This window comes from Bacillus sp. Bwzl_19 (assembly GCF_054900515.1).
In genome coordinates, this window is record NZ_CM142729.1 from 768142 (window position 1) to 781230 (window position 13089).

17 protein-coding genes are annotated in these 13089 nt (G+C 47.1%); 8 read left to right on the top strand and 9 right to left on the bottom strand.

All coding sequences use genetic code 11. The features are described from left to right. The first annotated feature begins 8 nt into the window (after positions 1-8). The 4 genes from ACW5MY_RS04005 (at position 9) to nosA (ending at position 4525) form a co-directional block, all read left to right on the top strand. Positions 9-971: a tripartite tricarboxylate transporter substrate binding protein gene (locus tag ACW5MY_RS04005; protein WP_013351359.1), complete on the top strand. Its 963-nt coding sequence runs from the start codon at positions 9-11 to the stop codon at positions 969-971. A gap of 194 nt (positions 972-1165) precedes the next feature. Then, on the top strand, positions 1166-2464 hold the full coding sequence (locus tag ACW5MY_RS04010) for a citrate:proton symporter (protein WP_013351360.1): 1299 nt from the start codon (positions 1166-1168) through the stop codon (positions 2462-2464). 51 nt (positions 2465-2515) lie between these two features. Then, positions 2516-3310 carry an MBL fold metallo-hydrolase gene (locus ACW5MY_RS04015; protein WP_014469887.1) on the top strand — a complete coding sequence of 265 codons (795 nt, stop codon included), beginning with the start codon at positions 2516-2518 and terminating at the stop codon, positions 3308-3310. Between the two features lie 123 nt (positions 3311-3433). Beyond that, a complete protein-coding gene (nosA, locus tag ACW5MY_RS04020; protein ID WP_013351362.1) occupies positions 3434-4525 on the top strand; it encodes a nitric oxide synthase in 1092 nt (363 codons plus the stop codon). On the opposite strand, the gene ACW5MY_RS04025 is transcribed toward nosA, so the two are convergent. Further along, a complete protein-coding gene (locus ACW5MY_RS04025; protein WP_013351363.1) occupies positions 4519-4791 on the bottom strand; it encodes an acylphosphatase in 273 nt (90 codons plus the stop codon). The two genes, nosA and ACW5MY_RS04025, sit on opposite strands and share 7 nt — an antisense overlap. A 67-nt stretch (positions 4792-4858) precedes the next feature. Here ACW5MY_RS04025 and ACW5MY_RS04030 point away from each other — a divergent pair, with 67 nt between their 5' ends. Then, on the top strand, positions 4859-5518 hold the full coding sequence (locus ACW5MY_RS04030; protein ID WP_014469888.1) for an MOSC domain-containing protein: 660 nt from the start codon (positions 4859-4861) through the stop codon (positions 5516-5518). 39 nt (positions 5519-5557) lie between these two features. Here ACW5MY_RS04030 and ACW5MY_RS04035 read toward each other — a convergent pair whose 3' ends face one another. The 4 genes from ACW5MY_RS04035 to map form a co-directional block, all read right to left on the bottom strand. Continuing rightward, on the bottom strand, positions 5558-5692 hold the full coding sequence (locus ACW5MY_RS04035; protein WP_003155609.1) for a YflJ family protein: 135 nt from the start codon (positions 5690-5692) through the stop codon (positions 5558-5560). Between the two features lie 179 nt (positions 5693-5871). Further along, complete coding sequence (locus ACW5MY_RS04040) at positions 5872-6027, bottom strand: hypothetical protein (protein ID WP_013351365.1); 156 nt, start codon at positions 6025-6027, stop codon at positions 5872-5874. Positions 6028-6108: 81 nt separating this feature from the next. After that, positions 6109-6420, bottom strand: coding sequence for a DUF3243 domain-containing protein (locus ACW5MY_RS04045; RefSeq protein ID WP_013351366.1), 312 nt, complete (start codon positions 6418-6420; stop codon positions 6109-6111). Positions 6421-6476: 56 nt separating this feature from the next. Further along, positions 6477-7226, bottom strand: a complete 750-nt coding sequence (gene map, locus ACW5MY_RS04050) for a type I methionyl aminopeptidase (protein ID WP_013351367.1) — start codon at positions 7224-7226, stop codon at positions 6477-6479. A 164-nt stretch (positions 7227-7390) separates the two neighbouring features. On the opposite strand from map, the gene nagE reads away from it, so the two are divergent. Both nagE and ACW5MY_RS04060 read left to right on the top strand, forming a co-directional pair. Then, positions 7391-8764 carry an N-acetylglucosamine-specific PTS transporter subunit IIBC gene (gene nagE / locus ACW5MY_RS04055; protein WP_014469889.1) on the top strand — a complete coding sequence of 458 codons (1374 nt, stop codon included), beginning with the start codon at positions 7391-7393 and terminating at the stop codon, positions 8762-8764. 130 nt (positions 8765-8894) lie between these two features. Continuing rightward, complete coding sequence (locus ACW5MY_RS04060) at positions 8895-9338, top strand: YfmQ family protein (protein WP_013351369.1); 444 nt, start codon at positions 8895-8897, stop codon at positions 9336-9338. A 39-nt stretch (positions 9339-9377) separates the two neighbouring features. On the opposite strand, the gene ACW5MY_RS04065 is transcribed toward ACW5MY_RS04060, so the two are convergent. After that, positions 9378-11315, bottom strand: coding sequence for an LTA synthase family protein (locus ACW5MY_RS04065; RefSeq protein WP_013351370.1), 1938 nt, complete (start codon positions 11313-11315; stop codon positions 9378-9380). A 245-nt stretch (positions 11316-11560) separates the two neighbouring features. Here ACW5MY_RS04065 and ACW5MY_RS04070 point away from each other — a divergent pair, with 245 nt between their 5' ends. Beyond that, on the top strand, positions 11561-11938 hold the full coding sequence (locus ACW5MY_RS04070; protein WP_013351371.1) for a DnaJ family domain-containing protein: 378 nt from the start codon (positions 11561-11563) through the stop codon (positions 11936-11938). Positions 11939-11947: 9 nt separating this feature from the next. Here ACW5MY_RS04070 and ACW5MY_RS04075 read toward each other — a convergent pair whose 3' ends face one another. The 3 genes from ACW5MY_RS04075 to ACW5MY_RS04085 are packed head-to-tail and all read right to left on the bottom strand — an operon-like array spanning position 11948 to position 12912. After that, entirely contained in the window at positions 11948-12379 is a 432-nt protein-coding gene (locus ACW5MY_RS04075; RefSeq protein ID WP_013351372.1) for an Hsp20/alpha crystallin family protein, read from the bottom strand. Between the two features lie 15 nt (positions 12380-12394). Further along, positions 12395-12637, bottom strand: coding sequence for a spore germination protein (locus tag ACW5MY_RS04080; protein WP_013351373.1), 243 nt, complete (start codon positions 12635-12637; stop codon positions 12395-12397). Between the two features lie 14 nt (positions 12638-12651). Then, a complete protein-coding gene (locus tag ACW5MY_RS04085; RefSeq protein WP_007408496.1) occupies positions 12652-12912 on the bottom strand; it encodes a spore germination protein in 261 nt (86 codons plus the stop codon). Between the last annotated feature and the right edge of the window lie 177 nt (positions 12913-13089).

Here is a 13089-nt window from a genome sequence, read left to right on the forward strand (position 1 = left end):
TGGGAGAAATGAAGCGGTTTGGAGTGCTTCTTATTATGCTTGCGGCGCTGGTTTCTTTGGACGGACGGCAGATGGCGGGCATCCGCTCAGCCGGGGGACCGATTGAAATTGTCGTACCCGCAGCGCCTCAAGGGGGCTGGGATGTAACGGCAAAGGCTTTGCAATCAGTAATAGAGCGGAAACATATTTTGGGACGGCCTGTAAAGATCGTCTATAAGCCCGGCGGAGGCGGAGACAGCGGGTGGAAATACGTGAATGAACGAAAAACGGATGTCATCAGTATGAATTCAAGCCTGCTGTTAAGCAATGAAATCTTGGGCCAAAGCCGGCTGAAGGCAGCTGATTTTACGCCCTTGGCCATTATCGCAAAAGAGTGGCAGACTGTCGCTCTTCCGAAAAATTCAAAGATAAAAAGTGGGAAGCAGCTGCTCGGTGCTATTAAAACACATCCGGGCGGCATAAAAATCGGATTTGCGCCAGGTCTTGGAAATGATGACCAGCTCTCCTTTGCGAGAGCCGCGGAAATGGCCGGAATTTCTCCGTTTGATATCCGCTTTTTTCAATACGGGAGCAGCAATGAGGTTATTGAAGCGCTTATCAGTCACGATATAGATGCCGCCTCAATGACCATTTCAGAAGCGAGAGCCGCCTATCAGAAGGGAAAAATCACATTAGCGGCCGTTACTTCTGACAAAAGGCTCTCCGGCTTTAGCGATGTCCCGACCTGGAAAGAGCAAGGGGTGCCGTTTGTCTTTGCGCACTGGAGGGGCATCATGGGGCCGAAAGACATGACCGAAGGCGAGATCGCTTATTGGGATCAGGCTTTGAAACAGATTACCTCATCCGCGGAGTGGAAGCAAATGATGAAAAAACGGGATTGGGAGAGCTTTTATAAAAACAGCAGCGGCGCAAAACGCTTTTTAGAAGAGCAGACTGAGTTTTATAAAGAGATGATGAGCAGCGAAAAATAAGGATTCCGCAGACTTGCGGAATGCTTTTTTATTTATAAATGAACAAAATGATCAAAAAGGTTATAAAAAATTAAAAATCTTTAAAATCCAAAATATTTACTTCATTATGCAATTCTCATAAGATAGCAAAAAGGCAGATAAAGGGGAATCGGGCCTTTAAAATGTAAGCGTATTCATGATAAGGGGGACATACTGTGTTAGCAATCTTAGGCTTTCTTATGATGTTTGTTTTTATGGTGCTGATCATGACAAAACGGCTTTCGGTGTTAACGGCGCTCGTGTTGACGCCGATCGTGTTCGCGCTGATTGCCGGCTTTTCTTTTAACCGGGTCGGCGAGATGATGATCTCCGGTATTGAACAGGTGGCGCCGATTGCAGTCATGATTATGTTTGCGATTCTATATTTCGGCATTATGATTGATACCGGTTTATTTGATCCGATGGTTGCGCGTATTTTAAAGCTGGTCAAAGGCGATCCGCTCAAAATTGTTGTCGGAACAGCAGCGCTGACCATGCTCGTCGCGCTGGACGGTGACGGCTCGACGACGTATATGATTACGACAAGCGCGATGCTGCCTTTGTATATTATGCTCGGAATCCGTCCGATTATTTTAGCGGGAATTGCCGGTGTCGGCATGGGGATCATGAACACGATTCCATGGGGCGGCGCGACGCCGCGTGCGGCAAGCGCGCTCGGTGTGGACCCGGCAGAGCTGACGGGTCCGATGCTTCCTGTCATTGCCAGCGGCATGGTATGTATGATGGTGTCCGCTTATGTGCTCGGAAGAATAGAACGGAAACGGCTCGGGGTGATCGAATTAAAGCAGCCGTCCCATACAAATGAAACTGCTGCGGCAGTGGAAGATGAATGGAAGCGGCCGAAACTGTGGTGGTTCAATTTGCTGTTAACACTTTCTTTAGTGGGGTTTTTAGTATCGGGAAAAGTGAATTTAACCGTGCTGTTCATCATTGCGTTTTGTATCGCGCTGATTGTCAATTATCCGAGGCTTAACGATCAAAGGGAGCGAATTTCAGCCCATTCGAGCAATGTGCTTGCGATCGGTTCGATGATATTTGCAGCAGGCGTGTTTACCGGAATTTTAACGGGGACGAAGATGGTCGATGAAATGGCCATTTCCCTCGTATCGCTTATTCCGGAGCAGATGGGGGGATTTATTCCGGCGATTGTTGCCTTAACGAGCGGTATCTTTACGTTTCTGATGCCCAACGACGCCTATTTTTACGGCGTGCTGCCCATTTTGTCTGAAACTGCCGTGGCATACGGCGTGGATAAGGTGGAAATCGCACGTGCTTCGATTATCGGCCAGCCGATTCATATGTTAAGCCCGCTCGTGCCGTCGACGCATTTATTAGTCGGGCTTGCCGGGGTAACCATTGATGAACACCAGAAATTTGCGATGAAATGGGCGGTTCTTGCCGTTATCGTCATGACGGCCTTTGCGCTCATCATCGGCGCGATCACGATTTTTTAACATAAAACATCCGCTTCGTCGCACACTAAAGGCATCAGAGGAGGTGCCATGATGAGTGATCCGTTTATGCCGCTCTTTTCATTGAAAAGCGGTGTCGGTTTTAAAGCGGCGGACGGTGTTTACGGGCTGACCGTCCAGATTGCGAATGTTTACTTTATCGAAAATCCCTCAGCTCCGGGGGAAATCATTCTGGTTGACGCGGGAATGCCGCAATCAGCGGAGATGATTACAGAAGAAATGAAACGCCGGTTCGGAGATGGGTATCAGCTGAAGGCGGTCATGCTGACGCACGGCCATTTTGACCATGTCGGAGCGATTGAAGAGCTGCTTGAAATGTGGGATGTGCCGGTTTATATTCATGAACAGGAGCTTCCGTACGTGACGGGAAAAGCGGATTATCCGCCTGCCAGGCCCGATGCGAAAAAAGGGCTTGTCGCAAAGCTGTCGCCGCTGTTTCCGCGCCATGCGATCCGCATTCCGTCCGTTCAGACCCTGCCTTCAGACGGCACCGTTCCGTTTCTTGAAGAATGGAAATGGGTGCATACGCCCGGCCATACGCCCGGCCATATTTCTTTTTTCCGGCAAAAAGACCGCGTTCTGCTTGCCGGTGATGCCGTCATCACTGTTGAACAGGAATCGCTTGCGGACGTTGTCATTCAAAAGCAAGAGCTTCACGGCCCGCCGGCGTATTTCACAGCGGATACGCAGACTGCGGCAGCATCCGTCCGGAAACTGGCCGAACTGGAGCCGGAAGCGCTTTTGACGGGTCACGGAATTCCGATGACGGGCAAAAACTACCGTGAGGATTTGCTTACATTGGCTGAAAAACTGCATTCCGTTTTGTAAAACACCTGCGAAAATCACAGGTGTTTTTTCTTTGTACTTTCCAGTATGATACAAAAAAACCATTGTGTTCACTTCTAAAAACGATACAATGGGAAGCAGATGTAAATTGAAGGAGAGAGTTTTTTGAAACATACGGAATTACTCTGGGATGAGGCGAAAGCTTTTATTGATGTCTGCTATCAGGAACTCGGAATGGAATCGGAAACCAATGCGCGTCTTCACGCGATAAAAGATGAGATAGATCGGACGGGAAGTTACGTCCATACGGCGGAAGAGCTTGAACACGGGGCGAAAATGGCGTGGCGCAACAGCAACCGCTGTATCGGACGTCTCTTTTGGCAATCGCTGAACGTCATTGACCGGCGCGGCGTGAGCACGAAAGAAGAGGTGCGCGACGCATTATTTGAACATATCGAAATCGCGACGAACGGCGGAAAAATTAAACCGACGATTACGATTTTTCCCCCTGAGAAGAATGGGGAGAAACAAGTGGAAATCTGGAATCACCAGCTCATCCGCTATGCGGGGTATGAGACAGAACAAGGAAGAATCGGCGATCCGGCATCATATGAGCTGACGGCTGTCTGTGAAAAACTCGGCTGGCGCGGAAAGCGGACCGATTTTGATATTTTGCCGCTGCTTTTCCGAATGAAAGGGGACGAGCAGCCGGTCTGGTATGACCTGCCTCAGACGCTCGTGAAAGAAGTGCCGATCTCCCATCCGGATATCAAAGAGTTTGCCGATATGAATCTCAAATGGTACGGGGTTCCGATTATCGCCGATATGAAGCTTGAAATCGGCGGACTGTCGTACAACGCGGCGCCTTTTAACGGATGGTATATGGGAACGGAAATCGGCGCAAGGAACCTTGCTGATGAAAAACGGTATGACTTGCTCAGAAAAATCGCGTCGGTCATGGGGATTTCCGCCAGCCTGAATACCGATCTGTGGAAAGATCAGGTGCTTGTGGAACTGAATAAGGCAGTGCTCTATTCATATAAAAAACACGGCGTCAGTATCGTGGATCACCATACGGCGGCGAACCAATTTAAGCGCTTTGAAGAGCAGGAACAAGACGCGGGCAGAAAGCTGACGGGAGACTGGACCTGGCTGATCCCGCCGATCTCGCCTGCTTCCACCCACATTTTCCATAAATCATATGACAATACGATTGTGAAGCCGAATTATTTTTACCAGGACAAGCCTTATCAGTAACTGATGGAAAAGGTGCGGTACCCTTTCAGATGGCGTGATTCTTCGACGGTTACGCCTGTGACATTTGAGAAGGGGCTCCCTTTTCTGACCGCTTCGGCAAATTTTTTCAGCGACTCTTCAGGGCCTTCGGCAAGAATTTCAACCCGGCCGTCATCACGGTTTTTTACCCATCCGGCGATCTTATGTCTGTCTGCTTCCATCTGAACGAAGTAGCGAAAACCGACGCCCTGAACCCGGCCGTCTGCAACCATACGATATTGAAGCATGGAAAAACCACCTTTTTCTTACTATGATAAAGGATAAATATGATATTTCGCAAAGGATGTGAACGAGGTGACGCAAGACTATTCTGTCTTATCTATCAATCTCGGAAAGCCCGCCATTCATGAATTTGCCGGCAGACAAATCAATTCCGGCATCGTAAAGCGGCCCGCGGATTCCCCCGTCATGCTGTATAAAACCCATTTTGCAGGGGACGGACAAGCTGATCTGAAGCATCACGGCGGCCCGGATAAAGCGGTGTGCGTGTATCCCGCCGAGCATTATTCATATTGGGAAACAACGCTTGAGAGAAAACTTCCCGCCGCCGCGTTCGGAGAAAATGTAACGGTCAAAGGGCTGGCCGAGCAAGACGTGTGGATCGGAGACGTGTTTCAGCTGGGGGAAGCCGTCGTCCAAGTGAGCCAGCCGCGCCAGCCCTGCGTCAAACTCGCGCTCAAATATGACATCAAGGATATGGTGCTCCGTGTACAGCAGACCGGCTTTACCGGCTTTTATTTCAGGGTGCTTGAAGAGGGATATGTCGATCCGCGTCCGGTCCTCAAGCGTCTGTCGAGAGGCAAAGAAAGCATTTCCGTCTGGTATGCGAATGAAGTGAAATACCGCGATTCCGGCAATCTGGCGGCGATCGAAGAAGTACTGCGGGAAGAAGCGCTGTCAGAAAGCTGGAGGGACTCCTTCCTTAAAAAAAGAGACAGACTGATGAATGTATAGAAAAAAAGCCGTGCTGACTGACAGCACGGCTGATTTACGTTATGCTTGTTTCTTTGTTTCGAGCAGATTGGCAAGGAAATACTTTTTGAAGCTTTGAAGCTTTCTTCCTTCATAGTGGGTAATTCCTTTTTTCTTTAACTCTTCTACATACCAGCCTTTACTGCCATAATGCATGTCAGAAAACTCCTTTCTCCGTTCTCCCGCTTAGGAGAGTTTCTTCAGTTTTTGCCAAACTTTTGGCATTGTAACATCTATAAAAAGACGCTGAAAAGGGGGTAAGCAAAAACTGAGCCTTTCGATTCAGAGATGTAAAGCTTTCTTACATATATATGTAAAGGGCGGTCTTTTCATGCTTAATGGCCGGTCAATTTTAACAGCACCGTGCCGAGCGTCATGATTCCGAATACGACGCCGAAATAAATCAGCAGCCCCTTCTTTTTCTTCACCCCGTAAACGGTGAGAATGATGCTTTCAATAAAGAAAATAAACCCGAAGATAATAAACCACATGTTGAAAAATGGCTCCTTTCACAGACATATCTCCAGTGTAGCACATCTCTTATAACGGAACATAAAAAGCCGGGCACTGTATCAGTGTCCGGCAAGTTTGACAAGCAGCTGGGCCAAATGCTGTTTTTCATTGTCATCCGCAATGTCCCACAGCTCTTGTAAGAGTTTTTCTTCCGCATTGCGGGGCTCCTCGTGCTTGGCGAGATAGTCCCCGAGGATGGCGGCGCTTTTGATGATTTTGCTGTCATCCAGGCCTAGTTTTTTTCCGGCGGAAATTTTCTGGTGAAGGTACGCCTTAAATTCCTCGAAATCCTCTAAAATCTGCTGCTTCGTTACGCCGTGCATGGCGTGTATTTCGTTTTCGATTTTGATTTGTTCTTTATCTTTTTTCATGCGTCTCCCTCCTTCGGGTTAGTTGTTGTATACCTGTTTGGGAGGGAAATGAAACATTACAATGCCGTTAAAATAATCGGTTTGTCTTTTGTGATGACGATGGTATGCTCCACTTGGGCGACAAGGCTTTTATCCGGCGTTTTAAACGTCCAGCCGTCTCCCGCTTCAACAATCGTTTCGGCCTTCGTGGAAATAAACGGCTCAAGCGCGATCACGGTTCCGTTTTTAAAAAGCGCATTATCAAACGGATCGTAGTAATTCATGATGTGGTTCGGCGCTTCGTGGAGGTTTCTGCCGATTCCGTGGCCCGTCAGCGTTTTAATGACGGTAAAGCCGTTAGAGCGGGCTTCATGGTAGACGGCTCTGCCGATCTGGTTCTGGCGCTTGCCGGCTTTCGCCTGTTCAAGCCCTTTTTCAAATGCAGAAGCTGCGCAATTACAGAGCTTTTGCAGGAGTTCGTCACCTTCGCCAAGCACAAATGAAATACCCGTATCAGAGTAAAAACCGCCGAACTCCGCCGAAATATCGATATTTACAAGATCCCCCGCTTTTAGGATTTTAGAGGCGCTCGGAATGCCGTGAGCGACTTCGTCATTTACGCTGATGCACGTCACGCCCGGGAAATCATATTCCTTCTCCGGAGCGGAAGCGGCTCCGTATTCGTCAAGCACCGCCTTTCCGATCAGGTCAAGATCTTTCGTGCTCATGCCGGGCTCGGCTTTTTTCTTCATTTCTTCCCGTGCCAGCGCGACAATTCTGCCGATTTTTTTTAGGCCTTCTAATTCTTGATCGTTTGTTACAATCATTGTCATTCCCGCTTTCTATTTTTATTCATCTTATTCAAGCTTACCACAACTGGTTTATAAATAGAAAACCAACAAGCCGTGTCTGAATAAATGAAGGAAAATTGGTATAGATCACTAGATAACTTATGTGTTATATTTAAGAAAAAAGAAGGGGGATGGGTAAAATGCTTCAATTTTTGCAAAAACTCGGAAAATCTTTTATGCTTCCGATTGCCGTTCTGCCCGCCGTGGGTATTATTTTGGCCATCGGCAGGGAGGACTTATTAAATATTCCGTTCATTTACGCGGCGGGGACAGCGGTATTTGATCATCTGCCGCTGATTTTCGCGATCGGGATCGCGATCGGGATTTCGAAAGACAGCAACGGGGCCGCCGCTCTGTCGGGAGCAATTTCCTATATAATGCTTGAGGCGGCTGTAAAATCAATCAATTCGACAAATAATATGGCCGTTTTCGGGGGGATTATCGCGGGGTTAATTGCGGGTTACACGTATAACCGCTTTAAGGATACGAAGCTGCCGGAATATCTCGGATTTTTCAGCGGACGCAGGCTTGTGCCGATTGTAACGGCGCTGATCACCATTATTTTGGCCGGGATTTTCGGCTTTGTGTGGCCGCCGATTCAGTCAGTGATTACATCATTCGGAGAATGGATGATCGGGCTTGGCGGTATCGGCGCCGGGATTTACGGGATTTTTAACCGTCTTTTGATTCCGTTCGGTCTGCATCATGTGCTGAATAATATTTTTTGGTTCCAGTTTGGTGAATTTCACGGAAAAACGGGAGATCTGGCCCGCTTCTTTGCAAAAGATCCGACGGCCGGGACTTATATGACGGGATTCTTCCCGATTATGATGTTCGGGCTTCCGGCCGCATGTCTGGCAATGATTGCTGCGGCTAAGCCAAGTAAGCGCAAAGCGACGGCCGGGATGATGATCGGACTCGCGCTGACGGCATTTATTACCGGAATTACAGAGCCGATTGAATTTGCATTTATGTTTTTATCACCGCTTCTGTACGGGGTCCATGCTTTATTAACCGGATTCTCTTTATTTATCGTCAATATTCTCGGAATCAGGTCAGGTTTTTCGTTCTCAGCGGGGGCGATAGATTATCTCCTCAGCTACGGCATTGCCGAAAAACCGCTTTTGCTGCTCGTTGTCGGGATTTGTTATGCGGTGCTCTATTTTGTCGTCTTCTACGTACTGATCAAAACGTTAAACTTGAAAACGCCGGGACGGGAAGATGATGAGGAAGAGGAAGTGCTTAGTGAAGATACGGCCGGTTCCGTTGAAGAACATGCCATGCTCAAGGGGCTCGGCGGCAGACAAAACCTCGAAACGATTGACCACTGTGCGACCCGCCTCAGACTGACCGTACATGATACGTCTCTCATTAATGAGGCGGCACTTAAAAAAGCGGGAGCAAAAGGGGTTATCAAAACGGGGAATAAAACGGCGCAGGTCATTATCGGCCCGAACGTCGAATTTGTCGCGGAGGAGCTGAGAGAGGCCGTCCGCCGTGACGATCAGAAGTAGACTTGAAAAATCCGGATCATATATGCGATCCGGATTTTTTGCATATCTATCAAGTTTCACATAATGTACAAAAAACAACGTTTCCTCCTGTGTTAAGATTCATGTAGAACAAGTATGGAGATGATGTAAGGTGACGTGGATTGCAGTTGTTTCAATTGTTGTCATAAGCCTGATTAAGATTGTACTGACATGCCTTCCTACCGGAGCGGTGGAATGGATTCTCCGCAAATTTGAAACCCATTCAAAGCTCAGTGACGAGTCCGCTGCCGTATCCCTCGGCGGAAAACGTCTGGAAGGCGAAGACAAACGCCGGGTGATTGATGACTTTAACGAAGCTGTGTTTATAGAACGGCATTATATATACCCGGGTGATGAAGAGCGTTATCTTCATCCGCAAAACGGAGCCGATCCGCTTGTCATTAAGACGAGAAAAGGAAAAAAAGATGTGACGGTGTTTGTATACAGCTACGAAGATCATGTAGATGTCGTCAAACAGCAGAAAAAGAAAGTCGTCGCTTATTCGGTTCTTTCCGACAGCCTGCAAAAGCGCTCAATGGCCGCAGCCGGAAGTTGAACATAAAAAAGCCAGATCATAATATGATCTGGCTTTTGTTTATTCTTTTTGATCATCTGATGAAGAATCTTCACGCTTCGTATAATCGAATTGTGACGGGTCCACTTTCTTGAAGCCTTTCGGCTGATAGAAACGAAGCAGATCGCCGTTGATGATCTTATCAGACATTTCAAGCTCGGTTTTGACGAGAGAGTCTTCTTTTTTATCGACTTCTGAATCATCTAAAAGTCTTCCGGTTTTCGTATCGTAATACTTGCCGGCGACTTTCGTATAGTTCGGTGAGATGAAGTCGCCGTTACGGAACGGAATCACTTCTCTGTGCTCTTTCGATAAGATATCAGAACCTGACATGAGATAATCTTTCGTATCGACGCCGAGCAGATGAAGAACGGTCGGCGCGACATCGACATCGCCGGCAAATTTATGATTACGGCCGCCTTTCACGCCTGGAGCGTGGATAAAGAGCGGAACCCGCTGAAGCTGAGCATTGTCGTAATCAGTGATCTCATCTTTGCCGAGCACTTTCGCCATCGCTTTATTATGGTTTTCAGAGATGCCGTAGTGGTCTCCGTACATCACGATAATCGACTTATCGTACAGACCGTCTTTTTTCAGATCATTAAAGAACTGTTCAATTGATTCATCCAGATAGTTCGCGGACTGGAAGTAGTTATTGACGACTGAATCGCCAAAGTCTCCTGCCGGGAAGTCTGTGTCCTCTTTATCCATTCCGAACGGGAAGTGGTTGGACAGCGTAATGAACTTCGTATAGAACGGCTGCGGCAGGCTCTTTAAGAGCGGCATGGATTCTTTGAAATACGGTTTGTCTTTCATGCCGTAGTTTTTCGTATTCTCTTCGCTCATGTCATAATAAGCGGAATCGAAGAACTTATCGATGCCTTCCGCTTTGTACATTTCGTTACGGTTCCAGAAAGTCTGCGTATTACCGTGGAAAGCGGCAGACGTATAGTTTTTGCCTTTTAAGATCGCAGGAACGGACTGAAGCGTGTTTTGCGCTTTATTGACGAAAACCGAACCTTGCGACAGCGGGTACAGAGAGTTTTCCATCATAAATTCCGCATCTGATGTTTTACCTTGTCCCGTTTGGTGGAAAAAGTTATCAAAGTAGAATGTTTGATTGTCATGCGCCAGTTTGTTTAAGAACGGCGTCACTTCCTTGCCGTTAATTTTGTAATCAATGATAAAGGACTGCAGAGACTCTAATGAGACGTAGATGACGTTTTTCCCTTCGGCTTTTCCGAAATAGACGTTGTTCGGCACGTCATAGTTGGCCTTCATGTAGTTTTCCACATCCGTTACATCGCTTGAATCGGCAAGCGCGCGCTGGCTGTTTGACTTCACATTCTGCACGGCATCGTAAATCGTGAAGTTGTACGTGCCCAAATATTTCACCAGATAGTTTCGGTCAAATGAGCGTGTCAAAAGCTCAGGTCGGTCGGATTCCGCGACGGCCAGGTTGATCAGGAACACAAGCACGGCGGAAGCCAAAACGATTCTGAATGATTTCTTCGCCGGTTTTTCAGCCGGTTTTTTCATCTTAAGGGCCAAAATAATCAAAATGACGGTATCCAGGAAGTAGAAGGCGTCTGTCCATCTCATTAATGAAAACGCGCTGTCTCCGAGCTGGCCGCCGTTTGTTTTTGCCTGCATCATGACCGGGATGGTAATGAAATCATTAAAGAATCTATAATAGACGATGTTTGCATAAAGCAAAAAAGACAATAAAAAATGAATCACAATAATGGCTGTCTGCTGTAATTTTTTCTTGAAAAGAAGTCCAAATCCAAGAAAGAACAAGCTGGAGCTCAGCGGATTCACAAAAAGCAATATTTTCTGGATCGTGTTGTCTATGCCGAGGTTAAAGTTTAAAATATAAGCAGCATATGTTTTCACCCACAATAACACGACCGCTATCAAGAAGAAGGCAAGTCCTCTTTCTTTTATAAATGTTTTCATTGTTACACTCCTTTTTTCCGATCACGGTTTACACGGAACGATAGAAAAAACGAACGTAATCAATATACCATGAAACCAGCAAATAGAAAAGGTGGAAAAGGCTCATCGGAAAAAGGGCGAAAAACGCTGTCGCAAAGGCAGTTTATCTGTTGAATGACAGCTTTAAAAATAAAGATGGGATAAACTGGGACCATCATTTCCGTGTGATATGACCCGGTTCAATCGAAAAAAAGAGGTGACAAATGATGGATATTGCCCATATCGTGGCTGAAGATAAAATCAAGCGCGCCATTAAGGATGGAGAATTCGCCGGCATCAAAGGAATGGGAAAGCCCCTGCCGAAAGACGATGCTGCACATCTTCCGGAGTCGCTCAGAATGGGCTACCGAATCTTGAAAAATGCCGGGATCGCCGAGGATGAGGGCGCGCTGAAGAAAGAGCTGATGACACTCGATTACTTGATCGCCAAGTGCCGCAATGAAACGGAGCTGGATCACCTGCGGAACAAACGGACGGAAAAACAAGTCAGGCTCGACAAGCTGACGGAGGAGAAAGCCATGTTCTCAAAACCCGCATCTTCTCATTATAAGGAGAAAGTGTACAGATGGCTGAACCGCCCGTAAGCCGGCTCCTTATATTTTTTTCTGAAAAGGAATGTGTTCCATCAGACGCGGATAGGAAATGTGAAGCAGGCCGTTGACGCACTGCGCCTGTAAAAGATGGGGCTCAGCCGGTTCAGGAAGATCAATCGTCTCATCAATTTCCCCGTAATACCGGTTTTGGCAGATTCCCATGTCCTTGGGAAAAAGGGGCGTGATGTTTCCTTTTATATGCAGCCGTGTTCTTGACAGCAGCCTCAATGTTAATTCTTCTTCGTAAACACCGGGCAATTCCACAATGACAAATGTGTACTGTTCATCCTGATAGATATCATAAATCAGGGTGTTTTTTTGTAAGGAGAAAAACTCTTCGGGAGATTTCCGTTTCAGGACATTGGTCCAAAAGTCGCTGGGCTTGTGCTCATTCGTAATCTCAAGCCACTTTCTCATTTTTTCGATATCCACTTCAGCATAGCTCCCCTATATTTGATTTGCGATCGGCATTGACGGGTTGGCGATCTGATCCTGATCGCTCACGTCAGGGTCAAGATGGCCCGAATTCAAACATCCGGCGGCCGGCGAAAAGTCTCCTAAAGAAAAGTTCGCGCCGACAAGTTTACTGTTGGCGGTGTGGCTGTTTTGTACGGTCTGACCGATATCGACGTTTCCGTTTTGCGTTGCTCCGTTTACTTTTATATTGACGACGTTAATTTGGTAAGGCATTCATAAAAACCCCTTTAATCTATAATGGGCGGCACCGGCGTAATATTTGCGGTATCTGCGGTTCCGATGGCTGTCTGGTCGTTTACATCAGGATCATTTAACAAGTTCTCCATCATCGATTCTATAGGTGACGTATCGCCGAATGAAGAGTTCAGTCCTTGTGATTTGTTATTTGTGGTGGGACTGTTGTATGCCGCTTCCCCAATCGTAATAGATCCGTTGCCAGAAATACTGTTAATCTTCAAATAGTACAGGTTGATAACAGTGGATGGCATCTCTTCACACCTCTTTAACTTAGTTGTACAGTACTGTATGCTTTTGCTGCTCCTGTTGTGATTCCGCCTGGACATGCTCCGGGAAAAACAAGTAATCAAGACCCCGTCCCGGCGGGGATTTTTTTGTGTAAGGGTCTTTCGCAGTATATTTGTGATGAAAGCGCTATAAAAATAGAT